The 14,315-nt window shown below is 72.3% G+C and carries 11 protein-coding genes; 5 read left to right on the top strand and 6 right to left on the bottom strand.

Annotated elements, in window-relative coordinates:
• Window positions 1-78: 78 nt before the first annotated feature.
• Window positions 79-933, bottom strand: coding sequence for a GNAT family N-acetyltransferase (locus tag ABZ919_RS20320; protein ID WP_361249465.1), 855 nt, complete (start codon window positions 931-933; stop codon window positions 79-81).
• 474 nt (window positions 934-1,407) lie between these two features.
• A complete protein-coding gene (locus ABZ919_RS20315) occupies window positions 1,408-2,079 on the bottom strand; it encodes a chaplin (RefSeq protein WP_361249462.1) in 672 nt (223 codons plus the stop codon).
• 281 nt (window positions 2,080-2,360) lie between these two features.
• On the opposite strand from ABZ919_RS20315, the gene ABZ919_RS20310 reads away from it, so the two are divergent.
• Together ABZ919_RS20310 and ABZ919_RS20305 are read left to right on the top strand one after the other, a co-directional pair.
• Window positions 2,361-3,968 carry an alpha/beta hydrolase gene (locus ABZ919_RS20310; RefSeq protein ID WP_361249460.1) on the top strand — a complete coding sequence of 536 codons (1,608 nt, stop codon included), beginning with the start codon at window positions 2,361-2,363 and terminating at the stop codon, window positions 3,966-3,968.
• Window positions 3,969-4,099: 131 nt separating this feature from the next.
• Window positions 4,100-4,630, top strand: a complete 531-nt coding sequence (locus ABZ919_RS20305; RefSeq protein ID WP_361249755.1) for a DUF4232 domain-containing protein — start codon at window positions 4,100-4,102, stop codon at window positions 4,628-4,630.
• Here ABZ919_RS20305 and asnB read toward each other — a convergent pair.
• Both asnB and ABZ919_RS20295 read right to left on the bottom strand, forming a co-directional pair.
• A complete protein-coding gene (gene asnB / locus ABZ919_RS20300) occupies window positions 4,620-6,461 on the bottom strand; it encodes an asparagine synthase (glutamine-hydrolyzing) (RefSeq protein ID WP_361249458.1) in 1,842 nt (613 codons plus the stop codon). The two genes, ABZ919_RS20305 and asnB, sit on opposite strands and share 11 nt — an antisense overlap.
• A 278-nt stretch (window positions 6,462-6,739) precedes the next feature.
• Window positions 6,740-7,519 carry an alpha/beta hydrolase gene (locus tag ABZ919_RS20295; RefSeq protein WP_361249457.1) on the bottom strand — a complete coding sequence of 260 codons (780 nt, stop codon included), beginning with the start codon at window positions 7,517-7,519 and terminating at the stop codon, window positions 6,740-6,742.
• Between the two features lie 177 nt (window positions 7,520-7,696).
• On the opposite strand from ABZ919_RS20295, the gene ABZ919_RS20290 reads away from it, so the two are divergent.
• Complete coding sequence (locus tag ABZ919_RS20290; RefSeq protein WP_361249454.1) at window positions 7,697-8,791, top strand: chemotaxis protein; 1,095 nt, start codon at window positions 7,697-7,699, stop codon at window positions 8,789-8,791.
• A 161-nt stretch (window positions 8,792-8,952) separates the two neighbouring features.
• Window positions 8,953-9,978: a Gfo/Idh/MocA family oxidoreductase gene (locus tag ABZ919_RS20285; RefSeq protein ID WP_361249752.1), complete on the top strand. Its 1,026-nt coding sequence runs from the start codon at window positions 8,953-8,955 to the stop codon at window positions 9,976-9,978.
• Here the strand turns inward: ABZ919_RS20285 and ABZ919_RS20280 are convergent.
• Both ABZ919_RS20280 and ABZ919_RS20275 read right to left on the bottom strand, forming a co-directional pair.
• Window positions 9,968-11,995 carry a phosphocholine-specific phospholipase C gene (locus tag ABZ919_RS20280; RefSeq protein ID WP_361249452.1) on the bottom strand — a complete coding sequence of 676 codons (2,028 nt, stop codon included), beginning with the start codon at window positions 11,993-11,995 and terminating at the stop codon, window positions 9,968-9,970. The two genes, ABZ919_RS20285 and ABZ919_RS20280, sit on opposite strands and share 11 nt — an antisense overlap.
• A 130-nt stretch (window positions 11,996-12,125) precedes the next feature.
• Complete coding sequence (locus ABZ919_RS20275) at window positions 12,126-12,542, bottom strand: SsgA family sporulation/cell division regulator (RefSeq protein WP_361249449.1); 417 nt, start codon at window positions 12,540-12,542, stop codon at window positions 12,126-12,128.
• Between the two features lie 348 nt (window positions 12,543-12,890).
• Here ABZ919_RS20275 and ABZ919_RS20270 point away from each other — a divergent pair, with 348 nt between their 5' ends.
• Window positions 12,891-14,315 (top strand): SpoIIE family protein phosphatase, encoded by a 1,425-nt coding sequence (locus ABZ919_RS20270; RefSeq protein ID WP_361249447.1) that lies wholly within the window; start codon window positions 12,891-12,893, stop codon window positions 14,313-14,315.

Here is a 14,315-nt window from a genome sequence, read left to right as displayed (position 1 = left end):
GGGCCCGAGGGCGGCCGTCTCCCGGGCTGGGCGCGGCGCACCGCAGCCCGGAGAGGTACACGGCGCTCTGCCTGCGCGTCAGCCGAGTTCGAGGGTCGTGACGCCGAACACGCGGTGCCGGGCATGTTCCCGGACCGGCCCCGTGTACATGCGCGCCGTCTCGAACGAGGGCCGCAGCCCGGCCTGTTCGGCAAGCGTGACACCGGCCGTGTTCGGCTCGGGCACGTCGATGGCGACCTCGCGGCCCGCGGCCTCGGCGGTGAGGGCGCCGAACAGTGCGCGGGCGTCGTCGGCGGTGTCCGCGAAGAGGGGGCCGATGCGCAGCGTGTCATGGCCGGGGCGGAGCACACCGTAGCCGGTCGGGCGGGCGCCGTCGTACCGGACGAAGGCCCGGTGGCCGGGCCCGGTGAGCCACTCGGCGAGGAACCGCGGACGGTCGGCCGGCGAGCACGCGCTGTCGTAGGCGGTGATCGCGGCGAGGTCGGCGGGGCCGGCCGGACGGACGCCCGCGGTCACCCCGCCCTGCGGGGCGGTCCCGGTGAACCGGATGGTGCGGTGGGCGAGTTCGAACCCGGACTGGCGGTAATTGTCCTGCTGGGCGACGACGCCGTCCAGGCCGACGGTGCGGTTCCCGGCGTGGGCGAGGGCGGTCTTCCAGGTGGTGAGGCCGTGGCCGCGGCCGCGCAGGTCGGGCCGGACGAGGTAGCAGCCGAGGAAGGCGTAGTCCGGGCCGTGGTTCACGACCGAGATGGCCGAGACCGGTTCCCCGTCCATCCGGCCGAGGAAGAACCCGTCGGGATCCTGGGCGAAGAACGCGGGCCCGTCGGACAGTCCGGGGTTCCAGCCCTCGGCCGCCGCCCATCCGGCGATCACCGGCCAGTCGGCGAGAGTGGCCTGCGTGACGACGAGGTCGTGGGGGGCCGAGGGGGTCATCGGTGCGCTCCAATTCCGTCGGGACCGGACTGCCGTGCCGCATCCTTCCGGATCAACGGGCGCCGCGCCACGGGAAGATCGGCCGTCGTGCGCCGCACGTCCCGGTCGTTCGGCGCGCGCGGCAGCGGACGCACCCTCGCGGCGGCGAACAGTCCGAAGAGAGTGAGGGCAAGCAGCCGCACCGGCTGCTGCAGCCACGCGGATCCGCCTTCGCCCAGGGCGGCACACGCGGCCCGGACCCGTCGCGCCCAGTGGGCAAGCGCGCGCCGGTGCCCTTGTGCCGGCCGCCACCGGATCGGACTACCGCACTCCCGCACTCGTACCTCTGCCGCCTCGCTCAGTAGGACCTCACCTCGCGTCAGGATCAAGGCCGGCGATCGCGCGACGACCCAAGGCGCTCGGCCGCGGCCGGCAGGCCGGGCGGACTCCCCGGCCCCACCGGGGCTGCGCCCGGTGGGGCCTTCGGGGGGCGGGTCAGGTGGTGCCGCCCGGGCGGAAGCGGCGGTAGAGCACCGTGCCCGTGAGGAGGAGCGCGGCGCCGCCCGCGACGGCGGGCGCGGTGAGGTCCGTGCCGGTGTGGGCCAGCGTGGACACTGTCGGCCGAGCGACCGGGCGCGGTGTGCGGGGGGCGGTGTGGTGCGTGACGACCGGGCTGTGCGGACGGCGAGGGGTGCGGGGCTGTTCGCCGGGTCCGTCGACCGACCGGTTGCCCGTGGCCGGGTTGCCGATGCCGACCACGTCGATGCTGTTGCCGCTGACGTTCACCGGCACGTCGACCGGGACCTGGACGCCGTTGCCGGAGAGCAGCCCGGGCGAGCCGGCCGCGGAGCCGCGGGCCACGGCTCCGCGGGACTTCGGCACCCGGCTCTTTGCGGCGCCGCCGTTCGCGCACGCGTTGCCGGCGGCCGGGTTGAGCAGCCCGACCACGTTCACGGTGTTGCCGCACACGTTCACCGGCACGTGCACCGGGAGCTGGATGCCGTTGCCGGAGAGCAGCCCGGGTGAGCCGGCCGCGGAGCCGTCGGCGGCGGCGCCGTCGGCGGCGGCGCCGTCGGCGGCGAAGGCGGCGGACACCGGCAGCGCCACGGCCATCGCACCGGAGGCGGCGATGACGGCGATCACACCGTTACGGGTAGCCCGTCTCATAGGTTCCCTGCCTTCCAGATGTTGTCGCGGGTACTCACCCGCACCCCTTAGAACGCAGGCGAACCATCCGAGTTATGGCTTATCGGGCTTTCACCCCGTCGAGCGACAGGGTTATCGAACTGCATGTAAAGCCACTCAATGATCACTAACGGGACACGGAGGGTGATGCCAGGGGGGCCGGCGGCCGTACCGCTCGCCGGGAGGCGGGCCGTGCGGGGCCCGCTTATGGTGATCCGAGGGCGCCGCGCCCGGTCCGCGACAGGCGTCCCGGGAGGCGATCGATGCTGGCCAAGCTGTCCACACGGCCCGCCGTTCGGCGGTGCGCGGGTACCGGAGTCCTCGCCCTGGCGCTGCTCGGGGCCGGACTGCCCGCGGCTGCCGCCGACCGGCCGCAGCCCGACCTGTCCCGCTTCTACCGGCAGAAGGTGAGCTGGGCGGCCTGCAAGGGCACGGACATGCCGAAGGACCTCCAGTGCGGGAAGGTCACCGTCCCGCTGGACTACGCCCGGCCCGGCGCGGGCACGCTCGACGTGGCCCTCGCCCGCTACCGGGCCACCGGCAGGAAACAGGGTTCGCTGCTGCTCAACTTCGGCGGTCCGGGCGGCGCGGGCATCCCCGCGATGGCCGACGACGGCAGGGCGTTCATGGGCCTGACCAACGGCTACGACGTGGTCACCTTCGACCCGCGTGGCGTCGGCCGGTCCTCCCCCGTCAGCTGCGGCGAAGGCGGCGACGCGACCTCTGCGGTGACGGACTACGACGCCGACCTCGACCATCCGCAGGCACTGCTCGCGAAGCTGCGCAAAGCCGCCGACGAGTGCGCCCGGCACTCGAGCCCCGTACTGCCCCACATAGGCACGGTGAACGCCGCCCGCGATCTGGACGTGGTCCGCCAGGCCCTCGGCGACAAGCGGCTCAACTACCTCGGTTTCTCCTACGGCACGCGGCTCGGCGCGGTCTATGCGGCCGAGTTCCCGCACAAGGTGGGCCGGCTCGCCCTCGACGGCGTGGACACCCTGACCGAGCCGCTGTCCGAGCAGGGGGTGGCCGGCGCGGAGGGGCAGCAGACCGCGCTGGACGATTTCCTGGACTGGTGTACCACCGACGTCGCCTGTCCGTTCGGCCGGGACCGGCGGACGGCCGGGGCCCAGGTGGTCCGGCTGGTGAAGTCCCTCGACCGGAACCCGGTGCCGACGGACTCGGGCGGCTCGTTCTCCGGACAGGACCTGGTGGCGGCCGTCTCGCAGGCTCTGTACAGCAAGCAGTTGTGGCCCTCGCTGGAGCGTGCCCTGGCCTCGCTGGTCGAGGAGGGCGACACCCGGGGGGTGCTGACCTTCGCCCGTGGAGGCTCGGGCCTGCCCCGCGCCGGTCACCGCCCGAGCGGCGTCCCGCTCGATCCGCAGGACATCCCCGCGGACAACCTCGAGGCCGCGCTGATGGCGATCAACTGCGCCGACGACCCCGACCGGCCCGACGCGGCGCGGCTCACCAAAGAGCTGAAGGACCTGCGGGCCGAGTACGAGCAGGCATCGCCGGTCTTCGGCCGCTACCGGCTCACCCAGCTGCTCATGTGCTACGGCCGCCCCAAGGGCACCGACTTCATCCGCGACCGGGTGAAGAACCTGCACTCGGCGAAGATGCTGCTCGTGGGCACGCGCGGCGACCCGGCGACGCCGTACCGGTGGACCGTGGAGACGGCCGCGCGGCTCGGTCCGTCCGCGGTGGTGCTCGACAACAAAGGGGACGGCCACACCGGTTACGCCTCTTCCAGGTGCGTGCGCCAGAAGATCGACGACTTCCTGCTCTACGGCTCCCTGCCGCCGAGCGGCAGCTCCTGCCCGCCGGACGGCGGCAACGACTGGAGCGGCACCACGAACAGCACCGGCTGACGCCGGCAGGGCCCCATCGGGTATCAGGGGTGGATCCGGCACAACCTCAGTCCCCGGCCGGCCGTCCCACCGGACAGGCGCGCCCCGGCCGCCGCATCCCGCCGTACGTGACCACGACAAGGGACACCAGCATGCGCATCCGCACCGCCGTCGCCGTACCCGCCGCCTCCGCCGCCGCGGCGGTCCTGTTGTCGGCCGCACCGCAGAGCCAGGCCGTCACGGCCGCCCGGGCCGCGGATCTCCGGTGTGCCGCGCAGTCACTGGCGGTCCGGGCGAAAGCCGTGTCCGGCGATCCGACCGTGGTGCGCGTCAGCGTCACCAACCGCAGCTCCCGCGCGTGCCTCGTCGACCGGGTGCCCACGGTCACCTTCGGCGACCTGGACGGCGCGGCGCTGCCGACACCGGCGGGCGGCACGGGCACCTACCGGCTCCCGGCGGGCCGCGCCGCCCACGCCGACGTCCGGACCATCGGCGACCCGGCGGACCCCGAGGCCCGCCGGGTGGCCGTCGTGACCGTGGCCGCCTCCGCCGCCCAGCGGGGCCGCTCCTTCACCGCCGCGCAGCTCGGCACCGGGCCCCGGGTCCTCGTGTGGGAGCCGGTGACGACGTGGTGGCAGCCCACGCGGGCGGCCGCGGACCGGGCCGCCGGCCTCAGCCGGTGATCACATCGGGCGTGTAGAGCTCCAGCCACCGGGCGAGGTCCAGGGTGCGCTCCAGGCCGCGGCGGGCCGCCTGGGTGCTGATCGGCGCCTCGCGCTCGGCGGCCCGGCGGAGCCGGTCGCGGTCGACGAGGTCGAAGACCCGGTGCGCGGGCCGGGAGAGCAGGTCCTTGGCCTGCTCCTGCAGCGCGCGGGCGTACTGCGGGTCCTGGGTGGACGGGTAGGGGCTCTTGACCCGCTCGTACACCGAGCGCGGCAGCACGTCCGCGGCCGCCTCGCGCAGCAGGCTCTTCTCCCGGCCGTCGAAGGACTTCAGCGCCCACGGGGCGTTGTAGACGTACTCGACCAGCCGGTGGTCGCAGAACGGCACCCGGACCTCCAGGCCGACGGCCATGCTCATCCGGTCCTTGCGGTCGAGCAGGGCGCGGACGAAGCGGGTCAGGTGCAGATGACTCATCTGCCGCATCCGGTACTCGAAGTCGCTCTCGCCGTCGAGCCGTTCGATGCCGGCGACGGCGGTGCGGTAGCCGTCGGCGACGTAACTGTCCAGGTCCAGGGGCTTGGTCAGGTCGTCGCGCAGCACGTCGGCGTCCTCGCCGAAGTGCCGGCTGAAGCTGGCCAGCCAGGGAAAGGTGTCGGCGCGGCGCGCCTCCTCGTCGAAGAACTGCAGGTAGCCGCCGAAGACTTCGTCGGCCGATTCGCCGGACAGGGCCACCGTGGACTTGGCCCGGATGGCGCGGAAGAGCAGCAGCAGCGAGGAGTCCATGTCGCCGAAGCCGGACGGCAGGTCGCGGGCGCGGATCACCTGCTCGCGCACGGCGGGATCGGCGAGGTCCTGCGCGTCGAGCACGATGTCCTGGTGGTCGGTGCCCGCGAGCTCGGCCACGTCGTGCACGAAGGGCGTGTCGGGCGTGCCGCGCAGTTCGTCGGCGACGAAGTTGTCGGTCTGACCGGCGAAGTCGACGGCGAAGCTGCGTACCTTCTCGCCCCGTTCGGCGAGCTGCCGGGCAGCGATCGCGGTCATCGCGGAGGAGTCGAGGCCACCCGAGAGCAGGGTGCAGCGGGGCACGTCGGCGACCAGCTGGCGGCGCACGATGTCGTCGAGCAGCGAGCGTACGGTGGCGATGGTGGTGTCGCGGTCGTCCGTGTGCGCACGGGTCTGCAGCTGCCAGTAGACGCGGGTGGACGGGCCGGAGCGGTCGACGGTGACTACGGTGCCGGGTTCCACCTCGCGCATGCCGTCCCAGATCGCATGTCCGGGCGTCTTGACCAGCACGAACAGTTCCCGCAACCCGTCCAACGTCACCCGGCGGCGGGCCAGCGGGTTGGCCAGGATCGCCTTGGGCTCGGATCCGAAGAGCACGCCGTCGGGCGTGGGGTGGTAGTAGAAGGGCTTGATGCCCATGCGGTCGCGGATCATCACGAGCTTGTCCCGGCGGCCGTCCCAGACGGCGAACGCGTACATGCCGTTGAGCCGTTCGGCGACCTCGTCACCCCATTCGAGGTAGCCGTGCAGGACGACCTCGGTGTCGGAGTCGGTGGTGAACCGGTGGCCGCGGCCTTCCAGTTCCCGGCGCAACTCCGTGAAGTTGTACGCCTCCCCGGAGTACACCATGGCGATGGTCCCCTGAGGGGTGGCCAGGGACATCGGCTGACGCCCCCCGGGAAGGTCGATGATGGCGAGCCGGCGGTGGCCCAGGGCGGCCGGCCCCTCCACCCAGGTGCCGCGGTCGTCCGGGCCCCGGCAGGCCATCGTCTCGGTCATCGCATGCAAGGTGGTGGCCTCGACGGTCAGGTCGCGGTCGAAGGAAACCCATCCGGTGATGCCGCACATGCGCTGTCTCCTGCCTCCGGCTCACCGCCGGCTCCTGCGCCCGCCTGGACCTGTCCAGGTGAACCGGGGACCGGCCGACAAACCAGTTGTATCGAGCACCTACATGACGAGCCTCCGTCAGTTGCCCGAGGCAGTCAACGCGACGGGAACACGGCCGACCCGTCCACCCCCACGTTTCGGCCGTGTTTTGCTTGCGCGAAATCCCGCGAAGCCTGTGGCACCGGTCGGGCCCCCTGCGAACCGGCCACAGGCAAAAACTTCGCCAAGCGCCGCGCCGCTCACACCTTTTCGGTCACAAACCTGTCCAGCACAGCGGTCAGCTCGGCCGGCTTCTCCAGCGGCAGCTCATGGCCCGCGTCGAGGATGCGCACCTCCGCGTCCGGATAGGCCTTCGCCATCCGCAGCATCTGCCGCACCGGCAGCTGTACGTCGTGATAGCCGTGCACCATCAGGGTGGGCACGCGGATCTCGCCCGCCCGGTCGAGCACGTCGAAGGCGCGCATCGCTCCGTACAGCGTCATCACGACCTCGCGCGGGGTCGCGGCGGAGGCCCGGACGTGTGCCCGGATCTCCTCACGCGGATAGCCGGGCGCGAAGGCGCGCTGGATGTTCGCGGCCACGAACAGCCGGTACGGCACGAGGGTGGAGACGGCCATCAGCAGGCCCCGGCCCCGGCTGTAGGTCATCCGGCCGATGGACCCCACCAGCGCCATCCGCTCCACCCGCTCGGGGTGGGCGAGCGCGATGGTCTGCGCGATCATCCCGCCCATCGAGTGTCCGACCAGCGCGAACCGTTCGACCCCCAGATGGCCGAGGAGGGCCAGGACGTCCTGCGCCAGCTCCGCGATCGTGCGCACCCCGGCGCCGGTGCTCTCCCCGTGCCCGCGCAGGTCCAGCCGGATCACCCGGCGTCTTTCGGAGAAGTGCGCGATCTGGTGGTCCCAGCGGTGCCGGTCGGCGGTCCAGCCGTGGACGAACACCAGGGGCACCTCCCGCGCGTCACGGGGACCCTCGTCGTCGTACGTCAGGGCCGCTCCGTCGACTTCGAGCTGCGGCATCTTGGCCTCCTGGGGTGCGCTGGGCTCCGGTTACTGGCCGGTACCGTAGCCGCCCTCGAGGTGCCGCGTCACCGCTGTCCACCGGGGAACCCCCAGCTGTCCGTCCCGTGCACCCATGACGACTCTGCCCGGATTACCCCGAATGCCGTACTAGTGAATCCGACCTATCGTGCTGTCATGGAGCACGCACTGAGTCCCGCGGCCCTCGCCGAACTGCGGCGACCGCGTCCTTATCCGGCGGTGTCGGTGCTGACCCCCACGCACCGCCGCGAACCCGAGAGCGGCCAGGATCCCGTCCGGCTGCGCAATGTGGTCACCGAGGCCCGCAGGCGCCTGGAGGCCGATCCCGCCGTCACCCGCGACCGGCGCAACGAGGTGGTGGCACAGCTCGACCGGGCGCTGGCGGAAGTGGATCTGACGCATGCCGAGGACGGTCTGGTGATCTTCGCCGCGCCGGGCGAGCACCAGGTGTGGTCCCTCGCCCGCAGCGTCCCCGAGCGGGTGGTGCTCTCGGACACCTTCCTCACCCGCAACCTGGTCGCCGCGCAGGCCGCCGAACGCCCCTTCTGGGTGCTGTCGGTCTCCGCGGACCGCGTCACGCTGTGGAGCGGCGGCGAGGACCGTGTGGTGGAGGACCGCTCCGGCGGCTTCCCGCTGGAGCGCAGGCAGGTGAACTTCGACCCCGAGCGGCAGATGCGCACGGGCGGCCTGCCGAGCACCTTCACCGACGAGGCCACCCGGCAGTTCCTGCGCGAGGCGGACACCGCCATGACCTCGGTCCTGCGCGAGCAGCCACGGCGGGTGTACATCACCGGCGAGCAGGCGGCGCTGTCCCTGCTCGACGAGGTCGGCACCGCCGCGAAGTCCGCCGTCCACGTCCCGCACGGCGGCCTGGCGCAGGCGGGTCCCGAGGCCGTGTGGCAGGCGCTGAAGCCGGTGCTGGAGGCGGAGGCCCGCAAGGACACGACAGCCGTGGTCCGCGAGCTGACCTCGGCACGTGGCCACCACACCTTCGCCGCCGGTCTCGACGAGCTGTGGCAGAGCGCCCGGGAGGGCCGGGTGCGGCTGCTCGCCGTGGAGGAGAACTACCGGCCCACCGTCCGCGACAGCGGCGAGCATCTGATGCCGGCCGGGGCCGGCGACCTGGACGCCCGCGAGGACATCGTGGACGAGATCGTCGAGCGGTGCCTGGAGACCGGAGCCGAGGTCCGGTTCGTGCCCGACGGCACGCTGGGCGACGCGAACGGGATGGCCGGGGTGCTGCGGTACTGAGCCGGTCCCCGGCACCCGGCACTCCCCGGGCACCCCCGGCGCCACAGACAGCCCTGTTGCCGGCGCCAGACGGCTTGTTGCCCGCGCTCCCGGCCCTCACCGGGCGGCGCTCCCTGCGCGGCGTACGCTACGGCGTGATCGTCGGCGTGAGGGAGCGCAACGTGGGTGACCTGCTCGGAGTCGCGGTACTGGGTGCTGGGCACATGGGGGCCGACCACATACGACGTCTCGACCGAGTGGTCAGCGGCGCGAGGGTCGCCGCGGTGGCCGACCCCGATGCCGAGCGGGCCGGGAAAGCCGCGGCCGGCCTCGACGACGTCACCGTCCACGCGGATCCGTTGGCCGCGCTCGACGCGCCCGGCGTCGCGGCCGTGCTGATCGCCTCTCCCGGCCCCGCCCACGAGAAGGCGCTGCTCGCGGCGTTCGCCCGCGGGCTGCCCGTGCTGTGCGAGAAGCCCATGGTGCCGGACTCCACCGGTGCGCTGCGGGTGGTGGAGGCGGAGGCGCGGCTGGGCCGCCGGCTGGCCCAGATCGGGTTCATGCGCCGCTACGACGCCGAGTACCGCCGGCTCAAGGCGCTGCTGGACGACGGCGGTCTGGGCCGGCCGCTGATGCTGCACTGCACCCACCGCAACGTCTCCTCCCCCGGCCACTTCACCAGCGCCATGCTGATCAACAGCTCGGTCTCGCACGAGATCGACGCGGCCCGCTGGCTGCTCGGGCAGGAGCTGGCGGCGGTGACCGTGCTGCGTCCCACGCCGTCCACGAACGCCCCCGAGGACCTGCTCGATCCGCAGTTCGTGCTGTTCGAGACCGACGGGGGCGCGCTCGTCGACGTCGAGGTCTTCGTCAACTGCGGCTTCGGCTACCAGGTGCGCTGCGAGGCCGTGTGCGAGCGGGGCAGCGCACGCATCGGCGAGGAACACACCATGGTCGTCACCGCGGCGGGCGGCGCCCGCGAGGAGGTGGCGCAGGACTACCTCGTCCGCTTCGCCGACGCCTACGACCGCGAGGTGCAGTCCTGGGTGGACGCCACCCGGCGCGGCGAGGTCACCGGTCCGAGCGTCTGGGACGGGTACGCCGCGTCCGTCGTCGCGGAGGCGGGGGTCCGGGCGCTGGAGACCGGCGGCCGGGTGGCCGTCGACCTCGCCCCGCGCCCGGACCTGTACGCCGGGGTCAGCCGCTGACGCCGGCGGCACCCGTCTCCAGGTGACCGGTGAACCGGCGCGACCAGGTCGCGTCGGAGTCCACGGTCACCGTGAAGTCGTACCAGCCGTTCTGGTACGCGACGGCGTTGAAGTAGTCCTCCGTCGAGGCGCCCGCGGCGACGGTGTAGGTCCAGGGGCCGTCGCTGCGGTAGTGGGTGGAGGTGAGGGTGAACGTCACCGGTGACGTGTCCGAGTTGGTCATCCTGAAGTAGATGGCGAGCTTGCCCGTCCCCGGCTCGACCGCGTAACGGGTGTGCACCTCGGCCGACTTGCCCGCCTTGGTCGCGTCTCCCTGGAAGCGGCGCAGGAAGCGGTTGGGGCCGACCATGGTCAGGTCGTACTTGCCGCCGCCGAAACCGGTGCCGATGTTGAAGTAGTCCGAGGCGGTGCCGCCCGCGTCGACCGTGTACTGATAGGGCGTGGTGTCCCGGTAGGCGTTGGGGTGGATGGAGAAGTGGGCCGCCCGGGAGGCGGGGGCGCCCTGGTTGGTCATGGTGAACCAGGCGAGGATCTTGCCGGCCGCGTCGAACTCCAGATGGTCCAGGTAGCCGCCCGGCTGGTAGGGCAGCGCGCGGGCCGGGCGGGTGCCGGGCTCCTGCGCGGGCAGGGCGTTGTCCGTCGGCACCGGGTTGGGCAGCGGGCCGCAGGTGCTCAGCCCGATGACGCTCGTGGCCGGCAGGGACACGGGGCCGTGGACCGGGTGGGCGAAGTCGAAGACTCCGGTGAGGTCGCCGCTGACCTTGCGCCGCCAGTCGCTGATGTTGGGGCACTTGGCGGGCTTGCCGATCGCGGTCGTCCAGGTCTCCAGGAAGCGCAGCACCGAGGTGTGCTCGAAGACCTCCGAGGAGACCCAGCCGCCGCGCGTCCAGGGCGAGACCACGATCATCGGCACGCGGAATCCGAAGCCGTACGGCACGCCGTTCAGGAACTCCCCGGGCGTCCCGGCGGGCGGCGCCGGCGGGGGCACGTGGTCGAAGAAGCCGTCGTTCTCGTCGTAGTTGAGGAACAGGACGGTCGAGTCGAAGACGTCCTGGTCGGCGGCGAGGGCCTGGTAGACGAGGTCGACGAAGTGGGCGCCGTCGCCGGGCGGGGCGTAGGGGTGCTCGGAGAAGGCCTGGTTGGGGACGATCCAGGAGACCTGCGGCAGGGTGCCCGCGAGCACGTCGGCCTTGATGGCGGCGGCGATGTCGTCGGGGGTGGAGCCGGTCGCCTTCGGCACCGACGACATGCCGCGGTCGTGGAGCGGGTCGCCCGGCTTGGCGTTCGTGAAGTTCTTGAAGTAGGCGCAGCCGTTGTCGCCGTAGTTGTCGGCCGCGTTCTGGTACACCTTCCAGGTCACCCCGGCAGCCTGCAGCGCCTCGGCGTAGTTCTGCCAGGTCAGGCCCGACTCGTCGCCGCCGTCGTAGGAGGAGGAGTCGACCTTGCCGCTCCACAGGTAGGTGCGGTTGGGGCCGGTCGCGCTGAGCGTCGAGCAGAAGTAGGCGTCGCAGATGGTGTAGTTGTCGGCGAGTGCGTAGTGGAAGGGGATGTCGGAGCGGTCGAGGTAGCCGAGCGAGCGGACGTTACCGACGCCCGCGACCCAGTTGTCCATGCGGCCCTTGTTCCAGGCGGAGTGCTGCGAGGACCAGGAGTGGGGCAGGTCGCCGTTGCACTGGGCCAGGGTCTCGCCGTCCTTGCCGCCGGCGGACGGGGTCGCGCTGAGCTTCCACGGGTACTGGCGGCCCAGCCCGTTCGGCTGGTCGAAGACCGGATGGCCGCCGCTCACGGTGATGCCGCTGCGGTCGTCGAAGCCGCGGACGCCCTTCAGGCGGCCGAAATAGTGGTCGAAACTGCGGTTCTCCTGCATGAGGATCACCACGTGCTGCACGTCCTGGATGGTGCCGGTCGGCGTGGTCGTCGCCGCGGCAGCCGTACGGGTGCCCGCGCCGCCCAGCGCCACACCCGCCGCCACGGAAGCGCCGAGCCCCACGAATCCTCTTCGGCTGATCGGTGTCATTCGCCCCGTCCTCGTCACCTTCGGTGCCCCTGCGGCACGTCGCGCGCCAGGGTGCCCGCGGTGATCGTCGAGGTCCATACCGGTGCGGTGAGGCAAAGGTGAACAAAAGTCAAAGTCGTCGCCGGTGCCCTCACACGCTGCCGAAGAGGGTGCTCAGCCCCCGCTCGACCACCCCGGCCAGGTCCTCCTGCCCGGGCCCGACCGCCGCGTAGGTGCGCAGCAGGAAGCGGCGCAGCGCCGATGCGGGGAACTGCAGCAGGGCCAGGCCGTGGGGCGAGTGGAACTCCACGACCGTGCGGGTGCGGCCGTACGGCCAGATCTGGACGTCCCCGTGGCCGGCCGGGGACCGCAGCCCCTGGTCGAGCAGTGAGCGCGCGAAGGTCCAGGTGACGTCCACGCCTTCCAGGGAGGCCTCGGCGGGGAAGTCCACGAAGACGGCCAGGGGGTCGTCCGTGGTGTAGCGCAGCGTGGCCGACACAGGTATCTCCTCGTCCTCGGCGGTGATGAGCCGGGCCGGTGCGGGCTGTACGACAGTGATGGCGTCCATGCCTTTATGGAGTCCTCCGAGGCCCCTCGCATGGCGCGAAATCCGGTCAGAGTTCGATGGGTACAAGTCGTGTCGCGACAGCTGGAACGCAAGAGCGACGAACACGCGTGTGGATACCGGAGAAAGGCGATCGGCGACGGACAATTCCCGTAGCTCCTCTACGACTTGACCGTCCGAACACCTACGCCATTCGCGTGCGGGGATCAGTCCGGGGAGACTCTGGCATATGCCGGAAGCACCACCGTATCGTGTGTTGCCAAATCCCTTACGAGGCGTCGCGGGCTGTGCGAAAGTCGTTAACGGTCCCCCCGTCCTTCCCGGCCGTATCGTCCCCCAACGGAGTGCGTCATGCCGTCACCGGTCTCCGCGGACCACCCAGCCGCCCAGCCACCCGGACGCGGCTCGGTCGAGGCGTTGATAACGCAGACGCGACGGCTCAAGGGCGACGTGGACGCCGTACGGAGGGACACCCGAAGCGACGGTTCGGACCCGGAGGACCGCTGGCAGCGCGCCCTGTACGACCTGGCACTGCACCAACTGGACGATCTGAACGCCCACTTGGCCCAGCTCCGGGACGGCCCGGCCGGCGGGCCGGCGGAAGCCGTCGAGGCGCCCGCCTCACCCCATGTACCGGCCGGCACCCCGCGCGGCTCGCTGCTGAGCCGCGTCGGCAGCGCCGAGTGGAACCTGCTGACGGACGAGGCGACCTGGTCCGTCGAGCTCTACCAGATCCTCGGCCTGGACCCGGCCGTCCCCGCCCTCACCCTGGACGAACTCCCCTCGCTGGTCCCGGACGAGGACCGGCCGAAGCTGACCGCGATGGTGACGGACTGCCTGGTCGACGGCAAACCCATCGACGGCGAGTTCCGGATCGTGCGGCCCGACACCTCCGTGCGGGCGGTGCACATGATGGGCGAACCCGTACTCGGCGCCGACGGCGGAACGGCCTCGATGTGGGCCGTCGTGCGCGACGTCAGCGAACTGCGCCGCTGCCGGCGGACGGTGCACGAGACCCGTGACTCGCTGCAGCGTCACCGCCGCGAGGAGCAGACCGAGCACCGGATCGCGGCCGAGCTGCAGGAAGCCGTGCTACCGCCATGGCACGGCTCCCTCCGACTTCCGCACCAGGGGCCACGGGCCCTCGACCTCGCCGCCCGCCGTCTTCCCGCGGCGACGACCACACCGCTCGGCGGCGACTGGTACGACGCGCTGGAACTGTCCGACGGCGACACCCTGCTCAGCGTCGGCGCCCTGACCGGGCACGGGGTGGCCGTCACCTCCGGGATGGCGATGCTGCTCGGTGCCGTACGCGGCATGGCGCTGGCCGGCAGCCCGCCCGGTGAACTGCTCGGCATGCTGAACCAGTTACTGGACGCCACCGTCCAGCCCGCCCTCGGCAACGCCCTCTGCTGCCGCTACCGGCCCCAGAGCCGCACCCTGGTGTGGGCGCAGGCAGGGCGCCCCGCCCCGCTGCTCTACCGCGACGGGACGGGGCGCATGCTGAGCGCACCGGACGGCGTCCTGCTCGGCGCCACCTCGGGCGCCGTGTACGGCCAGGCCGAAGAGACCCTTCAGCCGGGCGACCTGCTGGTTCTGCACACCGACGGACTGGTGCCGGGGCACGGCGCGGCCGCGGACCGCCTGCTCGGCCTCGCCCCGCGGATCGGCGCGGCGCACACCGCGCAGGACTGCCTGCGGACGCTGGTCGAGGAGTTCGGCGGCGCCGGACGCGAGGACGACGCATGTGTGCTCGTCGCCCAGGTCACCGCATGA

The organism is Streptomyces sp. NPDC046759, assembly GCF_040645475.1.
GTDB lineage: Bacteria > Actinomycetota > Actinomycetes > Streptomycetales > Streptomycetaceae > Streptomyces.
Note: the sequence above shows the minus strand (reverse complement) of the source record. Positions and strands in the feature narration are given on the sequence as shown.

Bases quoted from the DNA above. Each gene is read 5' to 3' on its own strand.
- ABZ919_RS20270 (WP_361249447.1), top strand. From the start codon at position 12,891: ATGCCGTCACCGGTCTCCGCGGACCACCCAGCCGCCCAGCCACCCGGA.
- ABZ919_RS20320 (WP_361249465.1), bottom strand. From the start codon at position 933: ATGACCCCCTCGGCCCCCCACGACCTCGTCGTCACGCAGGCCACTCTC.
- ABZ919_RS20275 (WP_361249449.1), bottom strand. From the start codon at position 12,542: ATGGACGCCATCACTGTCGTACAGCCCGCACCGGCCCGGCTCATCACC.
- ABZ919_RS20280 (WP_361249452.1), bottom strand. From the start codon at position 11,995: ATGACACCGATCAGCCGAAGAGGATTCGTGGGGCTCGGCGCTTCCGTG.
- ABZ919_RS20315 (WP_361249462.1), bottom strand. From the start codon at position 2,079: ATGAGACGGGCTACCCGTAACGGTGTGATCGCCGTCATCGCCGCCTCC.
- asnB (WP_361249458.1), bottom strand. From the start codon at position 6,461: ATGTGCGGCATCACCGGATGGGTTTCCTTCGACCGCGACCTGACCGTC.
- ABZ919_RS20305 (WP_361249755.1), top strand. From the start codon at position 4,100: ATGCGCATCCGCACCGCCGTCGCCGTACCCGCCGCCTCCGCCGCCGCG.
- ABZ919_RS20290 (WP_361249454.1), top strand. From the start codon at position 7,697: ATGGAGCACGCACTGAGTCCCGCGGCCCTCGCCGAACTGCGGCGACCG.
- ABZ919_RS20295 (WP_361249457.1), bottom strand. From the start codon at position 7,519: ATGCCGCAGCTCGAAGTCGACGGAGCGGCCCTGACGTACGACGACGAG.
- ABZ919_RS20310 (WP_361249460.1), top strand. From the start codon at position 2,361: ATGCTGGCCAAGCTGTCCACACGGCCCGCCGTTCGGCGGTGCGCGGGT.